This is a genomic window from Streptomyces toxytricini (assembly GCF_014649915.1).
Classification (GTDB): domain Bacteria; phylum Actinomycetota; class Actinomycetes; order Streptomycetales; family Streptomycetaceae; genus Streptomyces; species Streptomyces toxytricini.
Map to the genome: position 1 here is coordinate 92931 of NZ_BMTY01000019.1, position 22725 is coordinate 115655.

The 22725-nt window shown below is 73.9% G+C and carries 18 protein-coding genes and 1 pseudogene; 3 read left to right on the forward strand and 16 right to left on the reverse strand.

Annotated elements, in window-relative coordinates; all coding sequences use genetic code 11:
- Positions 1-196: 196 nt before the first annotated feature.
- The 7 genes from topA to bldG all read right to left on the reverse strand — a co-directional run bounded on the left by topA (position 197) and on the right by bldG (position 9536).
- Entirely contained in the window at positions 197-3034 is a 2838-nt protein-coding gene (topA, locus tag IE170_RS23390; RefSeq protein ID WP_189811417.1) for a type I DNA topoisomerase, read from the reverse strand.
- Positions 3035-3302: 268 nt separating this feature from the next.
- A complete protein-coding gene (locus tag IE170_RS23395; protein WP_189811418.1) occupies positions 3303-3500 on the reverse strand; it encodes a hypothetical protein in 198 nt (65 codons plus the stop codon).
- 139 nt (positions 3501-3639) lie between these two features.
- Complete coding sequence (locus IE170_RS23400) at positions 3640-5163, reverse strand: DUF7059 domain-containing protein (protein WP_189811419.1); 1524 nt, start codon at positions 5161-5163, stop codon at positions 3640-3642.
- A 104-nt stretch (positions 5164-5267) separates the two neighbouring features.
- Positions 5268-5828: a small secreted protein gene (locus IE170_RS23405; protein ID WP_189811420.1), complete on the reverse strand. Its 561-nt coding sequence runs from the start codon at positions 5826-5828 to the stop codon at positions 5268-5270.
- A gap of 138 nt (positions 5829-5966) precedes the next feature.
- A complete protein-coding gene (locus IE170_RS23410; RefSeq protein WP_189811421.1) occupies positions 5967-8369 on the reverse strand; it encodes a sodium-translocating pyrophosphatase in 2403 nt (800 codons plus the stop codon).
- A 259-nt stretch (positions 8370-8628) separates the two neighbouring features.
- On the reverse strand, positions 8629-9066 hold the full coding sequence (locus IE170_RS23415; RefSeq protein ID WP_189811422.1) for an ATP-binding protein: 438 nt from the start codon (positions 9064-9066) through the stop codon (positions 8629-8631).
- Positions 9067-9194: 128 nt separating this feature from the next.
- A complete protein-coding gene (gene bldG, locus IE170_RS23420) occupies positions 9195-9536 on the reverse strand; it encodes an anti-sigma factor antagonist BldG (protein WP_030152678.1) in 342 nt (113 codons plus the stop codon).
- Between the two features lie 82 nt (positions 9537-9618).
- Here bldG and sftH point away from each other — a divergent pair, with 82 nt between their 5' ends.
- The gene (gene sftH, locus IE170_RS23425; protein ID WP_189811423.1) at positions 9619-12102 is read left to right on the forward strand and encodes a DEAD/DEAH box helicase; all 2484 of its coding nucleotides are present in this window, start codon (positions 9619-9621) and stop codon (positions 12100-12102) included.
- A 586-nt stretch (positions 12103-12688) separates the two neighbouring features.
- Here sftH and IE170_RS23430 read toward each other — a convergent pair.
- The 7 genes and pseudogenes from IE170_RS23430 to ssd form a co-directional block, all read right to left on the reverse strand.
- Positions 12689-12949, reverse strand: a pseudogene (locus IE170_RS23430) (Rv3654c family TadE-like protein); the annotation flags it as partial.
- Complete coding sequence (locus IE170_RS23435) at positions 12946-13254, reverse strand: TadE family type IV pilus minor pilin (RefSeq protein ID WP_373299044.1); 309 nt, start codon at positions 13252-13254, stop codon at positions 12946-12948. The gene IE170_RS23435 and the pseudogene IE170_RS23430, both read right to left, overlap by 4 nt.
- Positions 13255-13321: 67 nt before the next feature.
- Positions 13322-13519 carry a DUF4244 domain-containing protein gene (locus IE170_RS23440; RefSeq protein ID WP_189811424.1) on the reverse strand — a complete coding sequence of 66 codons (198 nt, stop codon included), beginning with the start codon at positions 13517-13519 and terminating at the stop codon, positions 13322-13324.
- 76 nt (positions 13520-13595) lie between these two features.
- Positions 13596-14381, reverse strand: a complete 786-nt coding sequence (locus IE170_RS23445; RefSeq protein ID WP_373299045.1) for a type II secretion system F family protein — start codon at positions 14379-14381, stop codon at positions 13596-13598.
- Complete coding sequence (locus IE170_RS23450) at positions 14378-15256, reverse strand: type II secretion system F family protein (RefSeq protein ID WP_229885102.1); 879 nt, start codon at positions 15254-15256, stop codon at positions 14378-14380. Before IE170_RS23450 ends, IE170_RS23445 begins: the two co-directional genes overlap by 4 nt.
- Complete coding sequence (locus IE170_RS23455; RefSeq protein WP_189811426.1) at positions 15253-16401, reverse strand: TadA family conjugal transfer-associated ATPase; 1149 nt, start codon at positions 16399-16401, stop codon at positions 15253-15255. Before IE170_RS23455 ends, IE170_RS23450 begins: the two co-directional genes overlap by 4 nt.
- Complete coding sequence (ssd, locus tag IE170_RS23460) at positions 16398-17597, reverse strand: septum site-determining protein Ssd (protein ID WP_189811473.1); 1200 nt, start codon at positions 17595-17597, stop codon at positions 16398-16400. The genes IE170_RS23455 and ssd overlap by 4 nt, the downstream gene beginning before the upstream one ends.
- A gap of 542 nt (positions 17598-18139) precedes the next feature.
- Here ssd and IE170_RS23465 point away from each other — a divergent pair.
- Entirely contained in the window at positions 18140-18982 is an 843-nt protein-coding gene (locus tag IE170_RS23465; RefSeq protein WP_223855626.1) for an HAD family hydrolase, read from the forward strand.
- Between the two features lie 393 nt (positions 18983-19375).
- Here the strand turns inward: IE170_RS23465 and IE170_RS23470 are convergent, their stop codons facing one another.
- Positions 19376-20197, reverse strand: a complete 822-nt coding sequence (locus IE170_RS23470) for a Fic family protein (protein WP_189811428.1) — start codon at positions 20195-20197, stop codon at positions 19376-19378.
- A 109-nt stretch (positions 20198-20306) separates the two neighbouring features.
- On the opposite strand from IE170_RS23470, the gene IE170_RS23475 reads away from it, so the two are divergent.
- Positions 20307-21383: an ATP-binding protein gene (locus IE170_RS23475; protein WP_189811429.1), complete on the forward strand. Its 1077-nt coding sequence runs from the start codon at positions 20307-20309 to the stop codon at positions 21381-21383.
- Here IE170_RS23475 and IE170_RS23480 read toward each other — a convergent pair.
- Entirely contained in the window at positions 21337-22635 is a 1299-nt protein-coding gene (locus IE170_RS23480; RefSeq protein ID WP_189811430.1) for a polysaccharide deacetylase family protein, read from the reverse strand. The two genes, IE170_RS23475 and IE170_RS23480, sit on opposite strands and share 47 nt — an antisense overlap.
- Positions 22636-22725: the final 90 nt, after the last annotated feature.

Here is a 22725-nt window from a genome sequence, read left to right on the forward strand (position 1 = left end):
CCGCTGCGCCGGACGGCTGCGGATGCCTGTGGACAACCCCGGCGGCCCCTCCCCGCGGCCCGCCCCGGCACCTCCCGGCGCACGCCGGGAGCGTCGGCCCGAAGCCCCCCGGACGCGCGGCGGGGCCGGTACCCCGCGCGCACGCGCCGGTACCGCCCCGCCGGGGTCCTGCGGTCCTGCGGTCCTGCGGTCCTGCCTACTCCTCGGCCGAGCCCGCCGCCGCGGCCGTCTTCTTCGCGGCGGCCGCCTTCGCGGTGGTCGTCTTCTTCGCGGCCGTCTTCTTCGCCGTCGTCGTCTTGGCCGCCGCCGTCTTCTTCGCGGCGGTCTTCTTCGCGGTCGTCGCCTTCTTCGCCGGGGCCTTCTTCACGGCCTTCTTGGCCGTCTTCTTCGCCGGCCCCTTCGCCCGCTTCTCGGCGAGCAGCTCGTAGCCGCGCTCCGGGGTGATCGTCTCGACGTCGTCGTCGCGCCGCAGCGTCGCGTTCGTCTCGCCGTCCGTCACGTACGGGCCGAAGCGGCCGTCCTTGACGACGACCGGCCGCTCGCTGACCGGGTCGGTGCCCAGCTCCTTCAGCGGCGGCTTGGCCGCCGCCCGCCCGCGGGCCTTGGGCTGGGCGTAGATCGCCAGCGCCTCGTCGAGAGTGATCGTGAAGAGCTGCTCCTCCGACTCCAGCGACCGCGAGTCCGTCCCCTTCTTCAGGTACGGGCCGTACCGGCCGTTCTGCGCGGTGATCTCCACGCCCTCGGCATCGGTGCCCACGGTGCGCGGCAGCGACATCAGCTTCAGGGCGTCGTCGAGGGTGACGGTGTCCAGGGACATCGACTTGAACAGCGAGGCGGTGCGCGGCTTGACGGCGTTCTTGCCGGTCTTCGGCGTGCCCTCGGGCAGGACCTCGGTCACGTAGGGCCCGTACCGGCCGTCCTTGGCGACGATCTGGTTGCCGCTGACCGGGTCGGCGCCCAGCTGGAACTCGCCGCTCGGCTTGGCGAAGAGCTCCTCCGCGTACGCGACCGTCAGCTCGTCGGGGGCGAGGTCGTCGGGCACGTCGGCCCGCTGGTGGCCCTCGGCGTCCTTCTCGCCGCGCTCCACGTACGGCCCGTAGCGGCCGACGCGCAGCACGATGCCCTCGCCGACCGGGAAGGAGGAGATCTCCCGGGCGTCGATCGCGCCGAGGTCGGTGACGAGCTCTTTCAGGCCGCCGAGGTGGTCGCCGTCGGCGGGCACGATGCCGGAGGCTTCCTCGGAGCCGAAGTAGAAGCGCTTGAGCCACGGCACCGCCTGTGCCTCGCCGCGGGCGATGCGGTCGAGGTCGTCCTCCATCTTGGCGGTGAAGTCGTAGTCGACGAGCCGGCCGAAGTGCTTCTCCAGCAGGTTGACGACGGCGAACGACAGGAAGGACGGCACGAGGGCCGTGCCCTTCTTGAAGACGTAGCCGCGGTCGAGGATCGTCCCGATGATCGACGCGTACGTCGACGGGCGGCCGATCTCGCGCTCTTCGAGCTCCTTGACCAGCGAGGCCTCGGTGTAGCGGGCCGGCGGCTTGGTGGCGTGGCCGTCAGCGGTGATCTCGTCGGCGGCGAGCGCGTCGCCCTCCGCGACCTGCGGCAGGCGCCGCTCGCGGTCGTCGAGCTCGGCGTTCGGGTCGTCCGCGCCCTCGACGTACGCCTTCATGAATCCGTGGAAGGTGATCGTCTTGCCGGAGGCGGTGAACTCGGCGTCCCGGCCGTCGCGGGCCGTGCCGCCGATCCTGACGGTGACGGAGTTGCCGGTCGCGTCCTTCATCTGGGAGGCGACGGTCCGCTTCCAGATCAGCTCGTAGAGCCGGAACTGGTCGCCGGTCAGGCCGGTCTCGGCGGGCGTGCGGAAACGATCACCCGAAGGGCGAATCGCCTCGTGCGCCTCCTGCGCGTTCTTGACCTTGCCCGCGTAGACGCGAGCCTTCTCCGGCAGGTAGTCGGCCCCGTACAGCTGCGTGACCTGCGCACGGGCCGCGGCCACGGCGGTGTCGGACAGCGTCGTGGAGTCGGTTCGCATGTAGGTGATGAAGCCGTTCTCGTACAGCTTCTGCGCCACCTGCATGGTCGCCTTCGCCCCGAAGCCGAGCTTGCGCGAGGCCTCCTGCTGGAGCGTCGTCGTACGGAACGGGGCGTACGGGGAGCGGCGGTAGGGCTTGGACTCGACCGAGCGGACAGCGAAGGAGCTGTCCGCGAGGGCGGCGGCCAGGGCGCGCGCGTTCGCCTCGTCGAGGTGGAGGACCTCGGCGTTCTTCAGCTGCCCGTTCGCACCGAAGTCGCGGCCCTGGGCGACGCGCTTGCCGTCGACGGTGTTCAGGCGGGCGACGAGGGTCGACGGGTCGGAGGGGTCGCCGGCCCGGCCGGTGGAGAAGGTGCCGGTCAGGTCCCAGTACTCGGCGGAGCGGAAGGCGATGCGCTCGCGCTCGCGCTCGACGACGAGGCGGGTGGCCACGGACTGCACGCGGCCCGCCGAGAGCTTCGGCATGACCTTCTTCCACAGCACCGGGGACACCTCGTAGCCGTAGAGCCGGTCGAGGATGCGGCGGGTCTCCTGGGCGTCGACCATGCGCTGGTTCAGTTCGCGCGGGTTGGCGACGGCGTCGCGGATCGCGTCCTTGGTGATCTCGTGGAAGACCATGCGGTGGACGGGGACCTTCGGCTTCAGGACCTCCTGGAGGTGCCACGCGATGGCCTCGCCCTCGCGGTCCTCATCGGTGGCGAGGAAGAGCTCGTCCGATTCGGCCAGGAGCTCCTTGAGCTTCCTGACCTGGGCCTTCTTGTCGGCGTTGACGACGTAGATCGGCTGGAAGTCGTGCTCGACGTCCACGCCGAGGCGGCGCACCTCGCCCGTGTACTTCTCGGGTACCTCCGCGGCGCCGTTCGGGAGGTCGCGGATGTGCCCGACGCTCGCCTCGACGACGTATCCCGGGCCGAGGTAGCCCTTGATCGTCTTCGCCTTGGCAGGGGACTCGACGATGACGAGTCGGCGGCCGCCCTGTGCGGTCTCGCTAGTCGGGGACAACTTGGCTCTTCTCTCCGGTCGGCACTCGGTCGCAGTACGGCGACGCTGCGGAGTGTGACGGTACAACCCGCCCCCGTGTCAAACGGCACAAGCCCGCAACGGCCACTCGAACGGTAACCCGACTAGTGCCATTTCTGCCGCCCGGATACCCCGCCGGACCCGTCCCGATCACCGGCCCGAGTGGCCAGGGGGCCGTCTGGCCCCGCCCCCGCACCCCTCCTGACGTCAGGCTTTGCCCCGCGGACCGCGGCCGGCGGGGCGGGCGGAGTCAGACGTGTGCGAGGCACCACGCCCCGAGGGCCAGCGACGCCGCCGCGCCGAGTAGGGCCGCCGGGAGGGCGAGCGAGGGGCGCACGCCCTCGGCAACCGGCGCGCCGCGTCGCGCGCACGCCCCCGTCCAGGCCAGCAGGGCCGTCCCGTACAGCAGGAACACCACCGCCGCGAACACCGCCGGACCGCGCTCCATGCCGTTCCCCCCTCGTCGCCGGCGCCGCTCCGGGGGCCCCGGCGTCCCCCCGGCACCCCGGGGCCCCTCGGGCGTGCGCCCCGTCCGCCGCGGAGCCTGCCAGCCGCGGGGGAACGGCAGGCGAACCCCCGGTGACGGCTCAGCGGTCGGCGACCGGCTCCAGGAACCCCTGCTCGACGAGCAGCCGGATCGCCTCCGGGGTCCGGGCCCGCAGCCCCACCGGGTCCTCCTGCACCAGCTGCGCGATGGCGTCGAGGATCCGGCCCGCGCTGAGCGAGCCGTCGCAGACGCCCGCGAAGCCGGCCCCGACCGTGTCGACCTTGGTGGCCCGCCGCATGCCGCGGTTCTGCCGCAGCACCACGTGCTCCGGGTCCTCCGCGCCGGGCGCGCCGACCTGCTCCTGGACGACCTCGCCGGCCAGGGCGAAGCGGGCCTCCAGCAGGGCCGCGTCGTCGTGGTCGCGCAGGTAGTCCTGGCGGGCGAAGTGCGCCGCGACCGCGTCGCCGAGCGGCTGCTCCACCGGGTGCGGCCACTCCTCGACCACGATCGACGGCTCCTCCGCGCCGCTGCGGCGCAGCGTGATCCACCCGAAGCCGACCGCCTTGGTCTTGCGGGCCTCGAACTCGTCGAGCCATTCCTCGTACCGGCGCGCGTACTCCTCCGGCGCGGTGCGGTGGTCGCCCGCGTCGCGCAGCCACAGCTCGGCGTACTGGGTCACGTCCTGGACGTCGCGCTGGACGATCCAGGCGTCGCAGCCGCGCGGCACCCAGGAGCGGACCCGGTCCCGCCAGTCCTCCCCCTCGACGTGCTGCCAGTTGCCGAGGAACTGCGCGTAGCCGCCGGGGTTCAGGTGCGCGCCGGCCTGCTGGACGAGCGTGCGGCACAGGTCGTCGCCGCCCATGCCGCCGTCCCGGTACGTCAGCCGGGCGCCGGGGGAGATGACGAACGGCGGGTTGGACACGATGAGGTCGTACGCGGCGTCCCCGACGGGCTCGAACAGCGACCCGAGGAGCAGCTCGGCCTCCGGCGCCCCGGACAGGGCGAGCGTCAGCCGGGTGAATTCCAGGGCGCGGGGGTTGACGTCGGTGGCGGTGACGCGGGTGGCGTGCCCGGCGGCGTGCAGCGCCTGGATGCCGGAGCCGGTGCCGAGGTCGAGGGCGGTGCCGACGGGGGTGCGCACGGTGATCCCGGCGAGGGTGGTGGAGGCGCCGCCGACGCCGAGGACGACGCCCTCCTCGCGCGAGCCGATCCCGCCGGCCCCGCCGACGGCGCAGCCGAGGTCGGAGACGATGAACCAGTCCTCGCCGTCCGGGCCGCCGTACGGGCGGACGTCGACGGCGGCGCGGACCGCGTCCCCGCCGCCGGCGTCCTCCGCGCGGTGCAGCCAGCCGTCGGCGAGAGCGGCCTCCAGCGGCAGCGCCCGCGCGGCGTCCGCGGACGGCACGGTCTGCCGGAGCAGGAACAGCCGGACCAGGCTCGCGAGCGGGCTGCCGCCGGCGCTCCGTGTGGCGCGCAGGGCGGGCACGGTCTCGCTGCGGGCCAGGGCGGCGTAGGCGGGGGCGCCGAGCAGGTCGAGCAGCCCGTCGGCGGTGAAGCCGGCGGCGAGCAGCGCGGTGCGGAGTTCGGCGGCGCGGTCGGGCGTGGGGAGGCTGGAGGTACTCACGCGTCCATTGTGTCGGCCGGCGCCGCCGATCGGTGCGGCGCGCGGCCGGGCGCCCGGCAGGTGCCGCGGCGGAGGTCCGCCGGGCGGCCCGGCGGACCGGTGGATCAGCCCGTCGGTGCGGGGGCCGCGACCTTGCAGCCCTTCTGCGCGTTCAACGCCTTCGCCATGCCGCTCTCGTTGAGCTCGCCGAAGGCGTTCTTGCTGCCCTGGTTCGCCGCCTCGATGTCGCCGCTGAGAGCTTCGAGGCCGTCGGCGAACTTCGCCGGGTCCTTCGCGTCCAGCGCGTCGATCTTGGTCTTCACGTCCGCGTAGCCCTTGGCCGCCGCTTCGAAGCCGCCGGCCGACGCGTCGAGCGTGGACTGCCCGTCCTTGACGGGCGGGACGCCGGCGTCGCGCAGGGCCTTGGCCATCGCCGTGTACGCGTCGGCCTGCGTCTGGAAGGCGGCGGAGTCGACCCTCTGGACCTCGTCCGACTTGCTGTCCTGCGACGAGACCCGCTTCATCTCGGCGTTCGCCTTCTCGACCTTGTCCAAGTGCGGCTGCCACACGTCGCAGACCTTCTTGGCCCAGGCGTTGGCCTTCTCGTCGCCGTCGTCGCCGCAGCCGGACAGCACGAGCACCAGCGCCGCACAGCCGGACACCGCGGCCGCAAGCTTCTTGTTCACCGGATCGGTCCCTTCGAGGAGGCTCTCCGCGGGGAAGATACACGGCCGCCGTCGCCCGTCGTGGAAAGGCGGACGGGCGGCGCGCCCGTACGCGCCGCCCGTCCGCCTCCGTGGTGTGCCGCCGCGGGTCCCTCCGGGTCAGGAGACCACCGCGGGGTCGGACGGCTTGGACACCCGCTCGGCGGCGGCCCCGTCGCCGCCTTCGCCGACGGCGATGTCGCGCCGCTTGGAGACGTACACCGCGGCGACGATGACGGTGATGGCGACGGCCGCGACGATCGCGCGGACGGTCGGGCTGGTGTCGGCGCCGTAGCTGAACTGCACGACGGCCGGCGCGATCAGCAGCGCCACCAGGTTCATCACCTTCAGCAGCGGGTTGATCGCCGGTCCGGCGGTGTCCTTGAACGGGTCGCCGACGGTGTCGCCGATGACGGTCGCGGCGTGGGCGTCGCTGCCCTTGCCGCCGTGGTGGCCGTCCTCGACGAGCTTCTTCGCGTTGTCCCAGGCCCCGCCGGAGTTCGCGAGGAACACCGCCATCAGGGTGCCGCAGCCGATGGCTCCCGCGAGGAACGCGCCGAGCGCGCCGACGCCGAGGACGAAGCCGACCGCGATGGGCGCCATGACGGCGAGCAGGCCGGGCGTGGCGAGTTCGCGCAGGGCGTCCTTGGTGCAGATGTCGACGACGCGCCCGTACTCGGGCTTCTCCGTGTAGTCCATGATCCCGGGGCGCTCGCGGAACTGGCGGCGCACCTCGTAGACGACGGAGCCCGCGGAGCGGGACACGGCGTTGATGGCGAGGCCGGAGAAGAGGAAGACCACGGCGGCGCCGAGGACGAGGCCGACGAGGTTGTTGGGCTGGGCGATGTCGAGGCTGAGGTTCATCTCCCCGGCCTTCGCGCCGACTTCCTTCACCGCGGTGGAGATGGCGTCGTTGTACGAGCCGAACAGTGCGGCCGCGGCGAGCACGGCGGTGGCGATGGCGATGCCCTTGGTGATGGCCTTGGTGGTGTTGCCGACGGCGTCGAGGTCGGTCAGGACCTGGGCGCCCGCGCCCTCGACGTCGCCGGACATCTCGGCGATGCCCTGGGCGTTGTCGGAGACGGGGCCGAAGGTGTCCATGGCGACGATCACGCCGACGGTGGTGAGCAGGCCGGTGCCGGCCAGGGCGACCGCGAAGAGCGCGAGCATGATCGAGGTGCCGCCGAGCAGGAACGCGCCGTAGACGCCGAGGCCGATGAGGAGCGCCGTGTAGACGGCGGACTCCAGGCCGACGGAGATGCCCGCGAGGACGACGGTGGCCGGCCCGGTCAGGGCGGACTTGCCGATGTCGCGGACGGGGCGCCGGGTGGTCTCGGTGAAGTAGCCGGTGAGCTGCTGGATCAGGGCGGCCAGCACGATGCCGATGGCGACGGCGACCAGGGCCAGGATCCGGGGGTCGCCGGAGTGGCCGGTGATCGCCGCGTCCCCGACGCCGACGAGGTCCTTGTACGAGGACGGCAGGTACGCGTAGACGGCGGCCGCGACCAGGGCCAGGGAGATCGCGGCGGAGATGAAGAAGCCGCGGTTGATGGCGGTCATGCCGCTGCGGTCGGAGCGGCGCGGGGAGACCGCGAAGATGCCGATCATCGCGGTGACGACGCCGATGGCGGGGACGATGAGCGGGAAGGCGAGGCCGAGGTCGCCGAAGGCGGCCTTTCCGAGGATGAGCGCGGCCACGAGGGTGACGGCGTAGGACTCGAAGAGGTCGGCGGCCATGCCCGCGCAGTCGCCGACGTTGTCGCCCACGTTGTCGGCGATGGTCGCGGCATTGCGCGGGTCGTCCTCCGGAATGCCCTGCTCGACCTTGCCGACCAGGTCGGCGCCGACGTCGGCGGCCTTGGTGAAGATGCCGCCGCCGACGCGCATGAACATCGCGATCAGGGCGGCGCCGAGGCCGAAGCCCTCCAGGACCTTGGGGGCGTCGGCGGCGTACACCAGGACGACGCAGGAGGCGCCGAGCAGGCCGAGGCCGACGGTGAACATGCCGACGACGCCGCCGGTGCGGAACGCGATCCGCATGGCCCGGTGGGAGACGTCGGTCAGGTCCTTGGCGGGTTCGCCCTCGGCCGGGGTGGCCTCGCGTGCGGCGGCGGCGACGCGGACGTTGGCCCGGACGGCGAGGCGCATGCCGATGTAGCCGGTGACGGCCGAGAAGAGGGCGCCGACGAGGAAGAAGGCGGAGCGGCCCGCCCGCTGGGCCCAGTCGTCGGCGGGCAGCAGGAAGAGCAGGAAGAACACGACGACGGCGAAGATGCCGAGGGTGCGCAGCTGCCGGCCGAGGTAGGCGTTGGCGCCTTCCTGGACGGCCGCGGCGATCTCCTTCATCCTGTCGGTTCCCTCGTCGGCGGAAAGGACCTGGCGGACCAGGACCTGCGCGACGACGAGTGCGGCGATTGCCACGGCCGCGATCACCATGACGATGAGCCGATTGTCCTCGGTGAGTACGGCGGCTGCCAGATCGGCGGTGCCGTCCGGCGCGTTGGGGGTGAAGAGCCCCGTCATTCGTCCTCCTTGACGTGATGAGCTCAAGATGTGGACGGATTGTAGGGACCTCTTCCGCATCAAAACAGTGCACCGGAAACGGAATTGGCCTGCTCTTGCACCCCACCAATAGATCGCGTCACTCCATTACCCCCGAAAGAGGTAATGGGGCAAAGGCATTGACGCCTGGTCATTGATCCGGAATACCCGTCCGGACATGAGAAAAGGCCCTGCTCGGCAGGGCCTTGAATAAGATCCAAAAATAATCAGGGAGTACCGGCTAGGGCAGTTCGCCCCCGCCCGGTCCCGAGACGGGCCAGCTCATGCGGATGGTGCCGCCGGCCTCGCCGCTGATCACCTCGACGTCGTCGACGAGGCCGCTGATCACCGCGAGCCCCATCTCGTCCTCCGTGTCGCCGTCCGGGTCGAGGGCCGCCTGCAGGCCGGGTACGGTCCCGCCGGACGGGCCGGGCACCTCGTCGCCGACCTCGATGGAGAACGACTTCTCCTCCTCGGTGAGCACGACGCGGACGGGCGCGGTGAGCCCGTTGCTGAGGTGCAGTCCGACGGCGCGCGAGCAGGCCTCGCCCACGGCGAGGCGGACCTCGTCGAGCACGGCTTCGTCCACGCCGACCCGGCGCGCCACGGCGGCCGCGACCAGGCGGGCCGTGCGGACGTGCTCGGGCTGGGCGCTGAAGCGCAGTTCAACGGTGGCCATTGCGTCCCCCTCGGACTGGGCGTGCCTTGCGGAGGGCCCGGGCCGTTCGCGGCCCGCGCCCCCCGCTCCTCTCCGGCGCCCCCGCTGCCCGGGCCGGCGCACGGCTGCGCCCGGGACGGGGACGGACGTCAGTCGGTGGCGGCGACGGCGTCCTCCACCGTCGTGTGAATCGGGAACACCTTGGTCAGACCCGTGATACGGAAGATCTTCAGGATGCGCTCCTGGTTGCAGACCAGGCGCAGCGAGCCCTCGTGCGCGCGGACGCGCTTGAGGCCGCCGACGAGCACACCGAGGCCGGTGGAGTCGAGGAAGTCCACCCGCTCCATGTCGACAACCAGGTGGTAGCTGCCGTCGTTCACCAACTCGACCAACTGCTCGCGCAGCTTGGGCGCGGTATACACATCAATCTCGCCACCGACCTCCACGACCGTGCGGTCGCCGACAGTGCGAGTCGACAGGGACAGGTCCACGGATCCTCCAGCACCTTGCTATCGAGCGGCGCCCCCCAGGGGCCTCCCCCACCCGCAGGCGGGGAAGAGATTGGCTGCCGCGATGGCATTCAACCACTTACCGGCAGGCGCGCACGACGCCTTCCGTCCATTGTCCTGCACGCCGGTGACACACTCGGTTCCAATGGCCAATACTCACCGCCCCGGACGCCATATGGCGCCCGGGGACCCGAAACCCGATCCCGGCACGGTCCTGGACCGCCTGTCACGGGGGCCGTACAGGGCTGCACGCATCACTCATACGGAGCACTTGCCCCCTCGGGAGGGCCGTCATGCAGTGTGGCCCGACCGCATCCGAACGGATGTCGTGGCGGCGATCCGCTCCGCGGGTGTCGAGCACCCCTGGGCCCACCAGGCGGCGGCCGCGGAGCACGCCCTGGACGGCGAGTCCGTGGTGGTCGCCACCGGAACGGCCTCCGGCAAGTCGCTGGCCTACCTGGCGCCGGTGCTGTCCGCCCTCGCGGACGGCTCCGAGGCCCCGAACGGGCGGGGCGCGACCGCCCTGTACCTGGCCCCGACGAAGGCGCTCGCCGCCGACCAGCGGCGCGCCGTTCGCGAACTGGCGGCGCCGCTCGGCGCCTCGGTCCGCCCCGCCGTGTACGACGGCGACACGCCGGTGGAAGAACGCGAATGGGTGCGCCAGTACGCCAACTACGTCCTGACCAACCCCGACATGCTGCACCGCGGGATCCTGCCGGCCCATGCCCGCTGGTCCTCCTTCCTGCGCGCCCTGCGCTACGTCGTCGTCGACGAGTGCCACACCTACCGGGGCGTCTTCGGCTCGCACGTGGCGCAGGTGCTGCGCCGGCTGCGGCGGCTGTGCGCCCGCTACGGCGCCGACCCGGTCTTCCTGCTGGCGTCCGCCACCGCCAGCGACCCGGCGGCCGCCGCGTCCCGCCTGACGGGCCTGCCCGTACGGGAGGTCGCCGACGACGCCTCGCCGCGCGGCGAGGTGGTCTTCGCCCTGTGGGAGCCGCCGCTGACCGACCTGCGGGGCGAGCGGGGCGCCCCGGTACGCCGCACCGCCACGGCCGAGACCGCCGACCTGCTGACCGACCTGGTCGTGCAGGGGGTCCGGACGGTCGCGTTCGTGCGGTCCCGGCGCGGCGCGGAGCTGATCTCGGTGATCGCGCAGGAGCGGCTCGCCGATGTCGACCGGTCGCTGCCCGGGCGCGTCGCCGCCTACCGCGGCGGCTACCTGCCGGAGGAGCGGCGGGCCCTGGAGGCGGCCCTGCACTCCGGCGACCTGCTGGGCCTGGCCGCGACGACGGCCCTGGAGCTGGGCGTGGACGTCTCCGGACTCGACGCGGTCCTGATCACCGGCTATCCGGGGACCCGGGCCTCGCTGTGGCAGCAGGCGGGCCGGGCCGGCCGCTCCGGCCAGGGCGCCCTGGCCGTGCTGATCGCCCGCGACGACCCTCTCGACACCTACCTCGTGCACCATCCGGAGGCACTGTTCCGCCGTCCGGTGGAGGCCACCGTCCTGGACCCGGACAACCCGTACGTGCTGGCCCCGCACCTGTGCGCGGCCGCCGCGGAGGCCCCGCTGACGGAGGCTGACCTGCCGCTGTTCGGTCCGGCGGCCCGGGAGCTCGTCCCGCAGCTGGAGGCGGCGAAGCTGCTGCGCCGGCGGGCCACGGCCTGGCACTGGACGCGCCGGGAGCGGGCCGCGGACCTGGCGGACATCCGGGGCGGGGGCGGCCGCCCCGTGCAGATCGTGGAGGCCTCCACAGGGCGGCTGCTGGGCACGGTGGACGAGTCCGCCGCCCACACCGCCGTCCACGACGGCGCCGTCCACCTCCACCAGGGCCGCACCTATCTGGTGCGGCACCTCGACCTGGAAGACTCCGTCGCGCTCGTCGAGGAGGCCGATCCGCCCTTCTCGACGACCGCCCGCGACACCACCGCCATCTCCGTGCTGGAGACCGACGCCGAGGTCCCCTGGGGGGACGCCCGGCTCTGCTACGGCTCGGTGGAAGTCACCAACCAGGTGGTGTCCTACCTGCGCCGCAAGCTGATCACCGGCGAGGTCCTCGGCGAGGCCAAGCTGGACCTGCCGCCGCGCACCCTGCGCACCCGCGCCGTGTGGTGGACGGTCACCGAGGACCAGCTGGACGAGGCCGGGATCGCCCCGGAGATCCTCGGCGGGGCCCTGCACGCCGCCGAGCACGCCTCGATCGGTCTGCTGCCGCTGTTCGCGACCTGCGACCGCTGGGACATCGGCGGCGTCTCCGTCCCCCTGCACCCGGACACCCTCCTGCCGACCGTCTTCGTCTACGACGGCCACCCCGGCGGCGCCGGCTTCGCGGAGCGGGCCTTCCACACGGCCAGCGCCTGGCTGACGGCGACCCGCGACGCCATCGCCGCCTGTGAGTGCGAGGCGGGCTGCCCCTCCTGCATCCAGTCCCCGAAGTGCGGCAACGGCAACGACCCGCTCCACAAGCGCGGTGCAATCCGCCTCCTGACCCGCCTCCTCGCCCACGCCCCGGCCGCCCCCGACACCGACCCGCACCCGCCCGCCCCTTGAGCCGCGCAGCACATCCCCGGCCGGGGCCGGCCGCTCCCCGGCCGGAGGCAGTGCGTCCTGGGCCGGTGCCGGCACATCCCCGGCCACAGGCGGTGCGTCGTGGGCCGGAGGTGGTGCGTCGTGGGCCGGAGGCAGTGCGTCTCCGGCCCGGGCCGGCACATCCCCGACAAGGCGGTACGCCCTGGGCCGGAGGCAGTGGGTCCTGGGCCGGTGCCGGCACATCCCCGGCCGGAGGCGGTGCGTCGTGGGCCCGAGGCGGTGCGTCTCCGGCCCGGGCCGGCACATCCCCGGCCGAAGGCGGTACGCCCTGCGCCGGAGGCGGTGCACTACTGGCGGCTACCGGCACGTCCTGCGCCGGAGGCGGTGCCTTACTGGTTGGAGGGGGTACGTCGTCGGCCGCAGGCGGTACGTCGTCGGCCGAAGGCGGCCCGTTGCCGGTCAGGGGCGGATGAGCCCCGGCCTGGGGCGCGCCCTCGGCCGGAGGCGGCTCCTCCCCGGCCGGAGGTGGTGCGTCTTCCGTCACGGGCGGGCCCGCGCGGGCCGTGATCACCGGGGTGAAGGGGCCCGCGGTGGGGCGGGCCGCCACCTCGGCCACCTCGCCGTGGACGAGGCAGGCGGCGACGGAGGCGCCCTGCGCCGCCGCCACGCGCCGGGCGGCGGCGCACGCGGGCTCGGGACCGTGAGCCCAGGTGGCGGCCGCGGCGAGCGCCCCCAGGTCGGCGGCCGCGGCCGCGCGATGGCGGGCGGCGACCGCCTGGCCGAGCAGGAGCACCCCGCCGAACACCGCCCCGAGGGCGGTGGCCACGAGGGCCGCCCACACGGTCGCCGAACCCCGGTCGCCCCTCATGGCGGCGGCCCCACGCTGTCCTCGGCCAGGGCCGCCGCCCGGGCCCCGAGCCGCACCTGCAGCCCGGCCGGCCCCGGCGCGGGGGCCTCCACCCGAACGTGCCACAGGTCGCCCTTGCGTTCGATCGCCACCTCGGCCCCCGCCGGGGCGGCCGCCCGGGCCGCCCCGGCCGCGTCATGCCCCGGCTCGGAGCGGGCCGCGGCCCGGGCTCCGACCCGCGCCGCGTCCACGCAGCGGATCTGCGCGGCCGCCGCCATCAGCGCCCATACGAGCAGGGCGGCGAACAGCACCAGGGCCGGAATCACCAGAGCCGCCTCAGCGGTGGCGAATCCGCCGTCGCGCGCGCGGGCCGGAGCCGGCCGCGGCTTTTCCTCAGAAAGGCACATCGAGTGCCTTTCCGATGGTCGACTGGAGCGCCGTGGAGACCACGTCGCTCGTCACCACCTTGTACAGAACCGCGGCGAACGCACACGCAGCGATCGTTCCCATGGCGTATTCCGACGTCGACATCCCCGCATCGCCGGTGCGCCCGGCGATCACGGCCCGCACACGAAACCAGATCATCTTCATGGCAACTCCTGTTGATATCCGTTTACTGACGTTCTCTCAGCTCTTTCTGCGTCCCACCCGCAACACTGATTCCTTTTCAGCGGGCGGAGAGCAGACCGCTCGCCATTCCGATGACGACCGGGGCCACACCCACCGCCAGGAACGCGGGGAGGAAGCACAGCCCCACCGGCGCCGTGACGAGGACCGCGGCGCGCTGCGCCCGGGCCTGCGCCGACCGGGCCCGCTCCTCGCGCAGCGCGCCGGCCAGGCGGGCGGCCTGCTCGGCGGCCGGCGCGCCCGTGCGGGCGGCCCGCTCCAGGCACTGCGCGAGGGGGGCCGCACCGGGTAGCCGCGCCAACCTGCCCCATGCAGAACCGGGTTCACCGCCGAGCCGCACCTCCGCGCCGGCCAGCGCCAGCCCGTCGCCGACGGGCCCGCCCAGCGACTCGCCGACCGCCTCCGCGGCCTGCACCGGCCCGGCCCCGGCTGCCAGGCAGGCCGCCAGGAGGTCCGCGGCGAACGGCAGCCCGCGCTCCACCTCCCGCGGATCCACCGCCGCGGCCGGGTCCGGCCGGGGCCGGCGCCGCAGCCGCCGCACCGCGAGGGCCGCCGCACAGCCTGCCGGGGCGCCGATCGGGCCGCCGACGAGCAGCCACACCGCGGCCAGCACGCCGACCGGGACCGCCCACTCGGCGGCAGCACTCCGCACCCGCGGTCCGGGGAAGGGTCGCCGCCGGACCGGCGGCAGCGCCAGCACGGCGGCCGTCCTGCGCCGGGCGGCGCGTATCCGCAGCCGAGCGGCGACCGCTGCGGCCGCGCACAGCACCGCCGCCGCGAGGGAGAGTGCTGTCCCCAGGCTGTGGACGGCCATCGCGCCGGTCACCGCTCCGCCTCCCGCACGATGCGGCTGCACCACAGCAGCCCCAGCCCCTCCAGCACGCTCCCCGCGACCAGGCAGCCCCAGCCGACGGGGGTGTGGAGGAGCACCCGCAGGGGGTCGGCGCCCAGTCCCGACCCGATCAGCAGCCCGACGAGCGGCAGCAGGGCGAGCACGGCCGTGGTCGATCTGGCCCCGGCCAGCTGGGCCCGCAGTGACTCCTGCCGGTCCCGCTCGGCGCGCAGGGCGCCCTCCAGCCGGTCCAGGCCGGCGGCCAGGCCCGCACCCCCGTCCACAGAGATCCGCCAGCAGGCCGCCATGCCGGCCAGCCCTTCTGCTCCCGGCTCCCGGGCCGCCTCCCGCAGCGCCTCCGGTACGTCCCCGCCGAACGCGGCCGCCGCCAGCACCGCCGTCTCCGCCGGCCCGGGCGCCCCGGGTCCGACCGCCGACCGGCGCAATGCCGCGGTGAGCGCCTGACCGGGCTGGGCCCCGGCCCTCAGCTCGCCCACGGCGGCCCCGCACAGGGCGATGACCTCAGCCCGGCGCGCGGACCGCTCCCGCTGCCGCTGCCGCGTGTGCAGCCAGCGCCGCAGCAGCGGCACCGACACCGCGCCCGCCGCCATCGGGATCACCGACGCACCGATCAGCGCGAGCACGAGCCCGGCGCCGAGGCCCGCCCACTCCCGCCACAGCTCGGCCCGCACCCGGACGGCGGCCGCCCACACCTGCCCGCGGCCCGGCCCGCGCGGCTTGGCACCGCCCCCGGCCAGGACGCTCCGGGCCCGGCGGGCGGCCCGCTTCCCGCCGGCCAGCGCCCAGGCGGCCGTGGCCGCGCAGAGCACGCCGGCGAACACGGGCGCGGGCGCCGCCACGGCGTTCACCGGGCACCTCCCAGCAGCGGCCGCAGCCGCTCCCAGCCCTGCTCCCGCACGAAGCCGCGGGGCGACCATCGCAGTGCGGGCACCGTGACGACCAGGCCGGCGGCGTCCCGCTCCAGTACGTGCACCTCGGCCACCCGGCGCCGCCCCGCCCGGTCCCTGACCAGGTGGACCACGAGCGTGAGGGCGGCCGCCAACTGGCTGTGCAGGGCGGCCCGGTCGAGGCCGGCGGCCGTACCGAGCGCTTCGAGTCGGGCCGGGACGTGCGCCGCCGCGTTGGCGTGGACCGTGCACGTGCCCCCTTCGTGACCGGTGTTCAGGGCGGCCAGCAGGTCAGCCACTTCGGCGCCCCGGACCTCGCCGACGACGAGCCGGTCCGGCCTCATCCGCAGCGCCTGCCGGACCAGGTCGGCCAGGGTGACAAGCCCTGCCCCCTCCTGGTTGGCGGGCCGCGTCTCCAACCGCACCACGTGCGGATGGTCGGGGCGCAGTTCGGCCGAGTCCTCGGCTAGGACGATCCGCTCCCCCGGGCCGACGAGCCCGAGCAGGGCGCTGAGCAGGGTGGTCTTCCCGGTTCCGGTCCCGCCGGAGACCAGGAAGGACAGCCGCGCCCCGATGACGTCCCGGAAGAGGTGCTGCCCGCCGGGCGGCAGGGTCCCCGCCTCGACGAGCTCGTCCAGGGTGAAGGCCCGCGGCCGGACCACGCGCAGGGAGAGGCAGGCGGAGCCGACGGCGACCGGGGGCAGCACCGCGTGCAGCCGGGTGCCGTCGGGCATGCGGGCGTCGACCCAGGGGCGGGCGTCGTCGAGGCGCCGCCCCGCCACCGCGGCCAGCCGCTGGGCGAGTCGCCGGACGGCGTCCGCGTCGGGGAAGGCGACGGCGGTCAGTTCGAGCCCGCCGCCCCGGTCGACCCACACCCGGTCGGGGGCGGCCACCAGCACGTCGGTGACGGCGGGGTCGGCGAGGAGCGCCTCCAGGGGGCCGGCTCCGACGAGCTCGGACCGCAACTGGGCGGCCACGCCCAGCACCTCGGCGTCGCCGAGGAGCCGGCCCTGGGCCCGCAGGGCCTCCGCCACCCGGGCCGGGGTCGGTTCGGCGCCCGTTTCGGCGAGCCGCTGGCGCACCGCCTCCAGGAGTACCGCGCTCATGCCGTCACCTCCCGGTCGGGCGCGGGGCCCAGGGCCCGCCGCCAGAAGCCGTCGCAGAAGCGGGCGAGCGGCCCCCGCCCGTGCGCCCCGGGCGGTTCGCCCTCGGCGACGCGCCCCGGCAGGCCCACCTCGACCGGCACCTCCCCGGCGAGCGGCGCGCCCAGCAGCCCGGCCACCGCTTCGGCGTCGAGTCCGCCGGAGCAGCGGCCACGCACGACCACGCGCACGTCCCGGGCGGCGATGCGCACGCCCGCGGCGACCCGGCCGGCGGCGGCGACCGCGCGCAATTCGCCCGGGACGACCAGCAGCACGAGGTCGAGCTGGGCCAGGGCTTCGGCGACCGCCTCGTCGACGCGGCGCGGCAGGTCGACGACGACCACCCCGCCGCGCCGGCGGGCGGCGGCCACGACCGAGCGCACCGCGGCGGGCGGGACGGCCACCCGCTCCCCGCGGTCCCAGCTGAGCACACGCAGCGCGTGCAGCTCGGGCAGCGACTCCTCCAGCGCTCCGGCGCCGACCCGGCCGCGGGAGCCGGCGAGGTCGGGCCAGCGCAGGCCCGCGGCGCTCTCGCCGCCGAGCAGGACGTCCAGCCCGCCGCCGAGGGGGTCTCCGTCGATGAGGAGGGTCCGCTCCCCGGCCCGCGCGGCGCGGACGGCCAGGGCGCAGGCGAGGGTGGACGCCCCCGCGCCGCCGCTGCCGCCGATGACCCCGACGGCGAGGGCGCTGCGGCCGGCTCCCTCCGCCACGTCGGCGATGCGGTCGACGAGGCGGCCCTCGGCCCCGGGGAGCCGCAGCACCTCCTCCGCGCCGATCTCCACCGCGCGCTGCCACACCGTCGGGTCGTCCTCGGCCGGCTCCCGGACGACGAGGAGGACACCGCCGCGCCGCGGGGCCCCGCGGACCCTGCGGGCCGCGTCGTCCCCGACGAGGACGAGGGGTGCGGACTCCCATCCCGTGCCGGGTGGTGCGGCAGGTCCGCCGCCGACGCCACCGGGTTTCGCGCCAGGGGCGCCGCCGTCGGCGGCGCGGCCGCCTCCGCTTCCGTTTGGCGCCGGCAGCCCGTGGTGCACGTACGGCTCGGCTCCCGCGGCGGCGCACAGCCGCAGCAGGTCGTCCAGGAGCAACGGGTCCTCAGTGATGATCAGCGGGCGCCCGCCCGGCGGCACCGCCCCGGCGGGGGCTTCCGCCGTCCGGATTCCACCTGCGCCGATCCGGTTCGGCGCTTTGCACGACTTCGATCCAGCCACGATCTCGGCCCCTTCTCGCTGCAAATCCCGGCGCCGCGGACTTCGCGGCCCGCAATCACCGTGCAGCGATCCGGAAAAAGAAGTGGATCTTGATCGAAAACCGTGGACAACGGGAGCCTTGTGAATAACTCCGTCACCCACACAGGTGAGTTCCCCAGCGCTGCGGAACCATCACGCACCGTGACGAGTCCTGAGGGGTGAGGGCCTGCACCGCGCCGGCCCGGCACGACGCACAGGGGGCGGCAGTGAGCGGTGGAGACCGGCGGAAGGGACGCGAACCGCGTCCGGACATGCGACGACCCCCGCCGGGGGGGAGAGCGGGGGTCGTCCCCACGGTCCGACTCGGGGGGGGAGGAGCCAGACCGGGTTAGCACGGTCGCGAACGATCCGTGACTTCCATGGTGTACCCGAGAGGCTTCTCAGGCAAACCCACGCGCCACACCTTACGCCGAATGGTGGGCGCATATGCTCGGGGCGTGGAAATCCAGCCCTTGCCGCACTCGTCGCCCCGCACCGCAGCCTTCTTCGACCTGGACAAGACGGTCATTGCGAAGTCCAGCACGCTGACGTTCAGCAAGTCGTTCTACCACGGCGGTCTGATCAACCGCCGGGCCGTGCTGCGCACCGCCTACACCCAGTTCATCTACCTGGTGGGCGGCGCCGACCACGACCAGATGGAGCGCATGCGGGAGTACCTGTCCGCCCTGTGCAAGGGGTGGAACGTGCAGCAGGTGCGGGAGATCGTCGCGGAGACCCTGCACGACCTGATCGACCCGCTGATCTACGACGAGGCCGCATCCCTGATCGAAGCGCACCACACCGCCGGCCGCGACGTGGTGATCGTCTCGACCTCCGGCGCGGAGGTCGTCGAGCCGATCGGCGAGATGCTCGGCGCGGACCGGGTCGTCGCCACGCGCATGGTGATCGGCGAGGACGGCTGCTTCACCGGCGACATCGAGTACTACGCGTACGGGCCCACCAAGGCGGAGGCGGTGCGGGAGCTCGCCGAGTCCGAGGGCTACGACCTCTCGCGCTGCTACGCCTACAGCGACTCGATCACCGACGTCCCGATGCTTGAGGCCGTCGGCCACCCGCACGCGGTCAACCCCGACCGGGCGCTGCGGCGCGAAGCGTCGGCCCGCGAATGGCCGGTGCTGGTGTTCAACCGGCCGGTGCGGCTCAAGCAGCGGCTGCCCGGGTTCTCCATGCCCGCGCGCCCGGCCCTGGTCGCCGCCGCGGCAGTCGGTGCGGCGGCCGCCACCGCGGGCCTGGTCTGGTACGCGAGCCGCCGCAAGGCCGGCGCCCTGGCCGCTGCCGCCGCCGCCGGCGCCTGACCCCCCGCCGCGCCACGGCACCCGGACCGGCAGCAGGGATTCCGGGCGCCCGGTTCGCGCCCGTGCGCCCCGGAAAGTAAAAAAAGCAGCCAGGGGTTCCGCTTATCCCGGAAGCGGAGTACAAAGGAGTCACGGCCCGCGAGACCGAAGAACATCCGAGAGGATCATCTTTAAGAACGCAGTAAGGCCCACGGACCGAATGCACGAACGCCGAGCACCCACGCGACGTCGACCCGTCGATTACGGGCCAGCCGCACCAGGTAACCGGGCAAAGACCCCGACCTGATGGGCACATATCGAGGACGCTTGGTAACCCGGCGGGAGTGCCAGCGGCGACACCACAAGCAGGACGGTGTCGCCGCAACCCGTTTGTACCGGGCTCCCCCGGACGCCTCAGGCCGCGCCGCGCTGGAGCGCCTCGCACACCGCCGTCGACTCGCGGACGCCCAGCTCGACCGCACGGCCGCAGTGCGCGATCCAGCGGCCCATCCCCTCGGGCGTGCCCGACAGGTAGCCCTCGAAGGCCTCCAGGTAGGCGTCCCGACCCTGTTCGGCGTGGCCCACCTCGGCCGGGCAGATGGCCTTCGGGTCCAGACCGCTGTTGATCAGCACGATCCGCTCGGCCGTCCGCGCCACCAGCCCGTTGTGGGAGGCGAAGGGGCGCAGCGCCAGCAGTTCGCCGTGCACCACCGCCGCCATCACCAGCGCCGGGGCCGAGCTCCCGGCGAGGACCAGCCGGGACAGCCCGTCCAGCCGGCCCGCGACCTCGTCGGCCGACGGAAGCGGCTGCGCGACCAGGGGCTCGTCCACCGGCTCCCCCGCCAGGCGCGGGCGGCCCACCGCGTCGCCGTCGGCCGTGGAGCCCACCGCGACCAGGTGCAGGCGGGCGAGCACGCGCAACGGCGACTGGCGCCAGATGCTGAGGAGTTGGCCCGCCTCCGCGGTGAGCCGCAGGGCAGCGCCGACCGTGCGGGCCTCCGCGTCCGCGCTGAAGTCGGTACGGCGGCGCACCTCCTCAAGCGCCCAGTCCGCCCCGGACAGTGCGGCGCTGGCGCGGGCGCCGCGCAGGGCGGCCTCGGAGGTGATCTCGCCGCTGCGCCGGCGCATGACGCGGTGCCCGTAGACCCGGTCCACGGCCTTGCGTACGGAATCCACGGCTTCGGTGACGCCCGGCAGGGAGCCCAGGGCGGCCAGCGGGTCGGCAGCGCTACTCATAGGTAGGGAGCCTACGCACTGCCGGGCCGTGCCACCGACCCCTCCTTGGAGTGGTCTTCCCCACTCACTCGCACCACGTGCAGCGATCGAACGACTACGCTTCGTGAACATGAAGATCGCTTTCGTCGGAAAGGGAGGCAGCGGCAAGACGACCCTGTCCTCCCTGTTCATCCGCCACCTCGCCGCGGCGGGCGCGCCCGTCGTCGCCGTCGACGCGGACATCAACCAGCATCTCGGCGCCGCCCTCGGCCTCGACGAGGCGCAGGCCGCCGCCCTCCCGGCGCTCGGCGCGCACCTGCCCCTCGTCAAGGAGTACCTGCGGGGTTCCAATCCGCGGATCGCATCGGCCGATGCGATGATCAAGACCACGCCGCCCGGCGCCGGCTCGCGCCTGCTGCGCGTCACCGAGGACAACCCGGTCTACACGGCGTGCGCGCGGGAGGTGCCGCTCGACGGCGGTGCCGTACGGCTGATGGCCACGGGCCCGTTCACCGAATCGGACCTGGGGGTCGCCTGCTACCACTCGAAGGTCGGGGCGGTGGAGCTCTGCCTCAACCACCTGGTCGACGGGCCGGACGAGTACGTGGTGGTCGACATGACGGCCGGCTCGGACTCCTTCGCCTCCGGCATGTTCACCCGCTTCGACATGACCTTCCTCGTCGCCGAGCCGACCCGCAAGGGCGTGTCCGTCTACCGCCAGTACAAGGAGTACGCGCGGGACTTCGGGGTCGCGCTGAGGGTCGTGGGGAACAAGGTGCAGGGCGAGGACGACCTGGCCTTCCTGCGGGACGAGGTCGGCGAGGACCTGCTGGTGGCCGTCGGGCACTCCGACTGGGTGCGGGCGATGGAGAAGGGCCGCCCGGCGCCGTTCGCGCTGCTGGAGGAGGACAGCCGGCGGGCCCTGGGAGCGCTCCGGGAGGCGGCCGACGCCTCCTACGCCCTCCGCGACTGGGAGCGCTACACGGCGCAGATGGTGCACTTCCACCTGCGCAACGCGGAGAGCTGGGGCAACGCCAGGACCGGAATCGACCTGGCGTCCCAGGTCGATCCCGGCTTCGTCCTGCGCGAGGGTTCCGACCGCGGGCCCGCAGCGGCCGAACTGCCCGCGGCGGCGGAACTGCCCGCGGCGGCGGATCTGCTCAGTCCTGCGCCGCTTCCCCTGCGGCAGGCGCCGCAGCCGGCTTGACCGCGGCGCCGACGGACGGGGAGGCGGGCGCGGCCGTCAGGAACGCCGCCCAGCCCTCCTTCGGGGCCTCGCCGACGCCGAGCGTCCGCATCCGCTCCAGGACCTTCGGGTCCTGGGCGTCGAGCCAGTCGACCAGCTCGCGGAACGGCACGCAGCGGACCTCGGGGCGGGTGCAGGTGCCCTTGATGGTCTCCTCGACGGCCCGCATGTACGTGCCGCCGTTCCAGGACTCGAAGTGGTTGCCGATGATCAGCGGGGCCCGGTTGCCCTGGTAGGCGCGCTCGAAGGCCTGCAGCAGGCCGTCGCGCATCTGGTTGCCCCAGTAGACGTGCTGCGAGGGGTCGCCCTGGGTCGTCGTCCCGGACTGGTTGACGAGGTAGTTGTAGTCCATGCTCAGCGTCTCGAAGGCACGGCCGGGCAGGGGCACGAGCTGGAGCGGGATGTCCCAGAGGCCGTCCGTCCTCTTGGGCCAGACCTGCTTGGAGATGCCGCTGGAGTCGTAGCGGAAGCCCATGCCCTTGGCGGCGAGCATGAAGTTCTCCTGCCCCTCGAGGCAGGGCGTGCGGGCGCCGATGAGCTCCTTGTCGTAGTCGAACGGCAGCGCCGGCAGGTCCTTCAGGCCCGAGTTGGTCTTCCAGTTCTTGACGAAGGACTTGGCCTGGTTGATCTCGCTCTTCCACTCCTCGACGGACCACGTGCCGACACCCCCGTCGGGGCCGCAGAAGTGCCCGTTGAAGTGGGTGCCGATCTCGTTGCCCTCCAGCCAGGCGGCGCGGATCTGGGCGGCCGTGTCCCGGATGCCCTGGAGGTCGCCGAAACCGATGTCGGAGCGGCCGGGCTCGTGCTGCGGCGCCACATAGAGGGAACGTTTCTCCTCCGGGAGCATGTACACGCCGGAGAGGAAGTAGGTCATCCGGGCGTTGTACTTCTTCCCGACCTCGCGGAAGTGCGAGAAGAGCTTCTGGCTGTCCTCGCCGGCGCCGTCCCAGGAGAAGACCACGAACTGCGGGGGCTTCTCGCCGGGCTTCATCCGCTGCTGCGCGGCCACGTGGGGCTGTGGGCCCGTGTACGCGGTCGAGCCGTCACCGATAGGCCGGTTGACGCTGCCCGGGGCCTCCGGCGCGGCCGCGCCCTTCTTCCCGCCGGGCCCGCGGGAGGGGCCGGCGGACTCCGAACCGCTGCACCCGGCGGCGCCCAGCACCAGCGCCATGGCGACCAGGCCGCCTGCGGTCTTCTTCGTGGCGGGGATCATCCGTCCACCTCTCCTCGCTTGCCTCGCAGGACTTCGCTTCCGGGCCGCAACGTCCCACGCCGCACGCCCCAGAGATGGTGTGACAAGCCG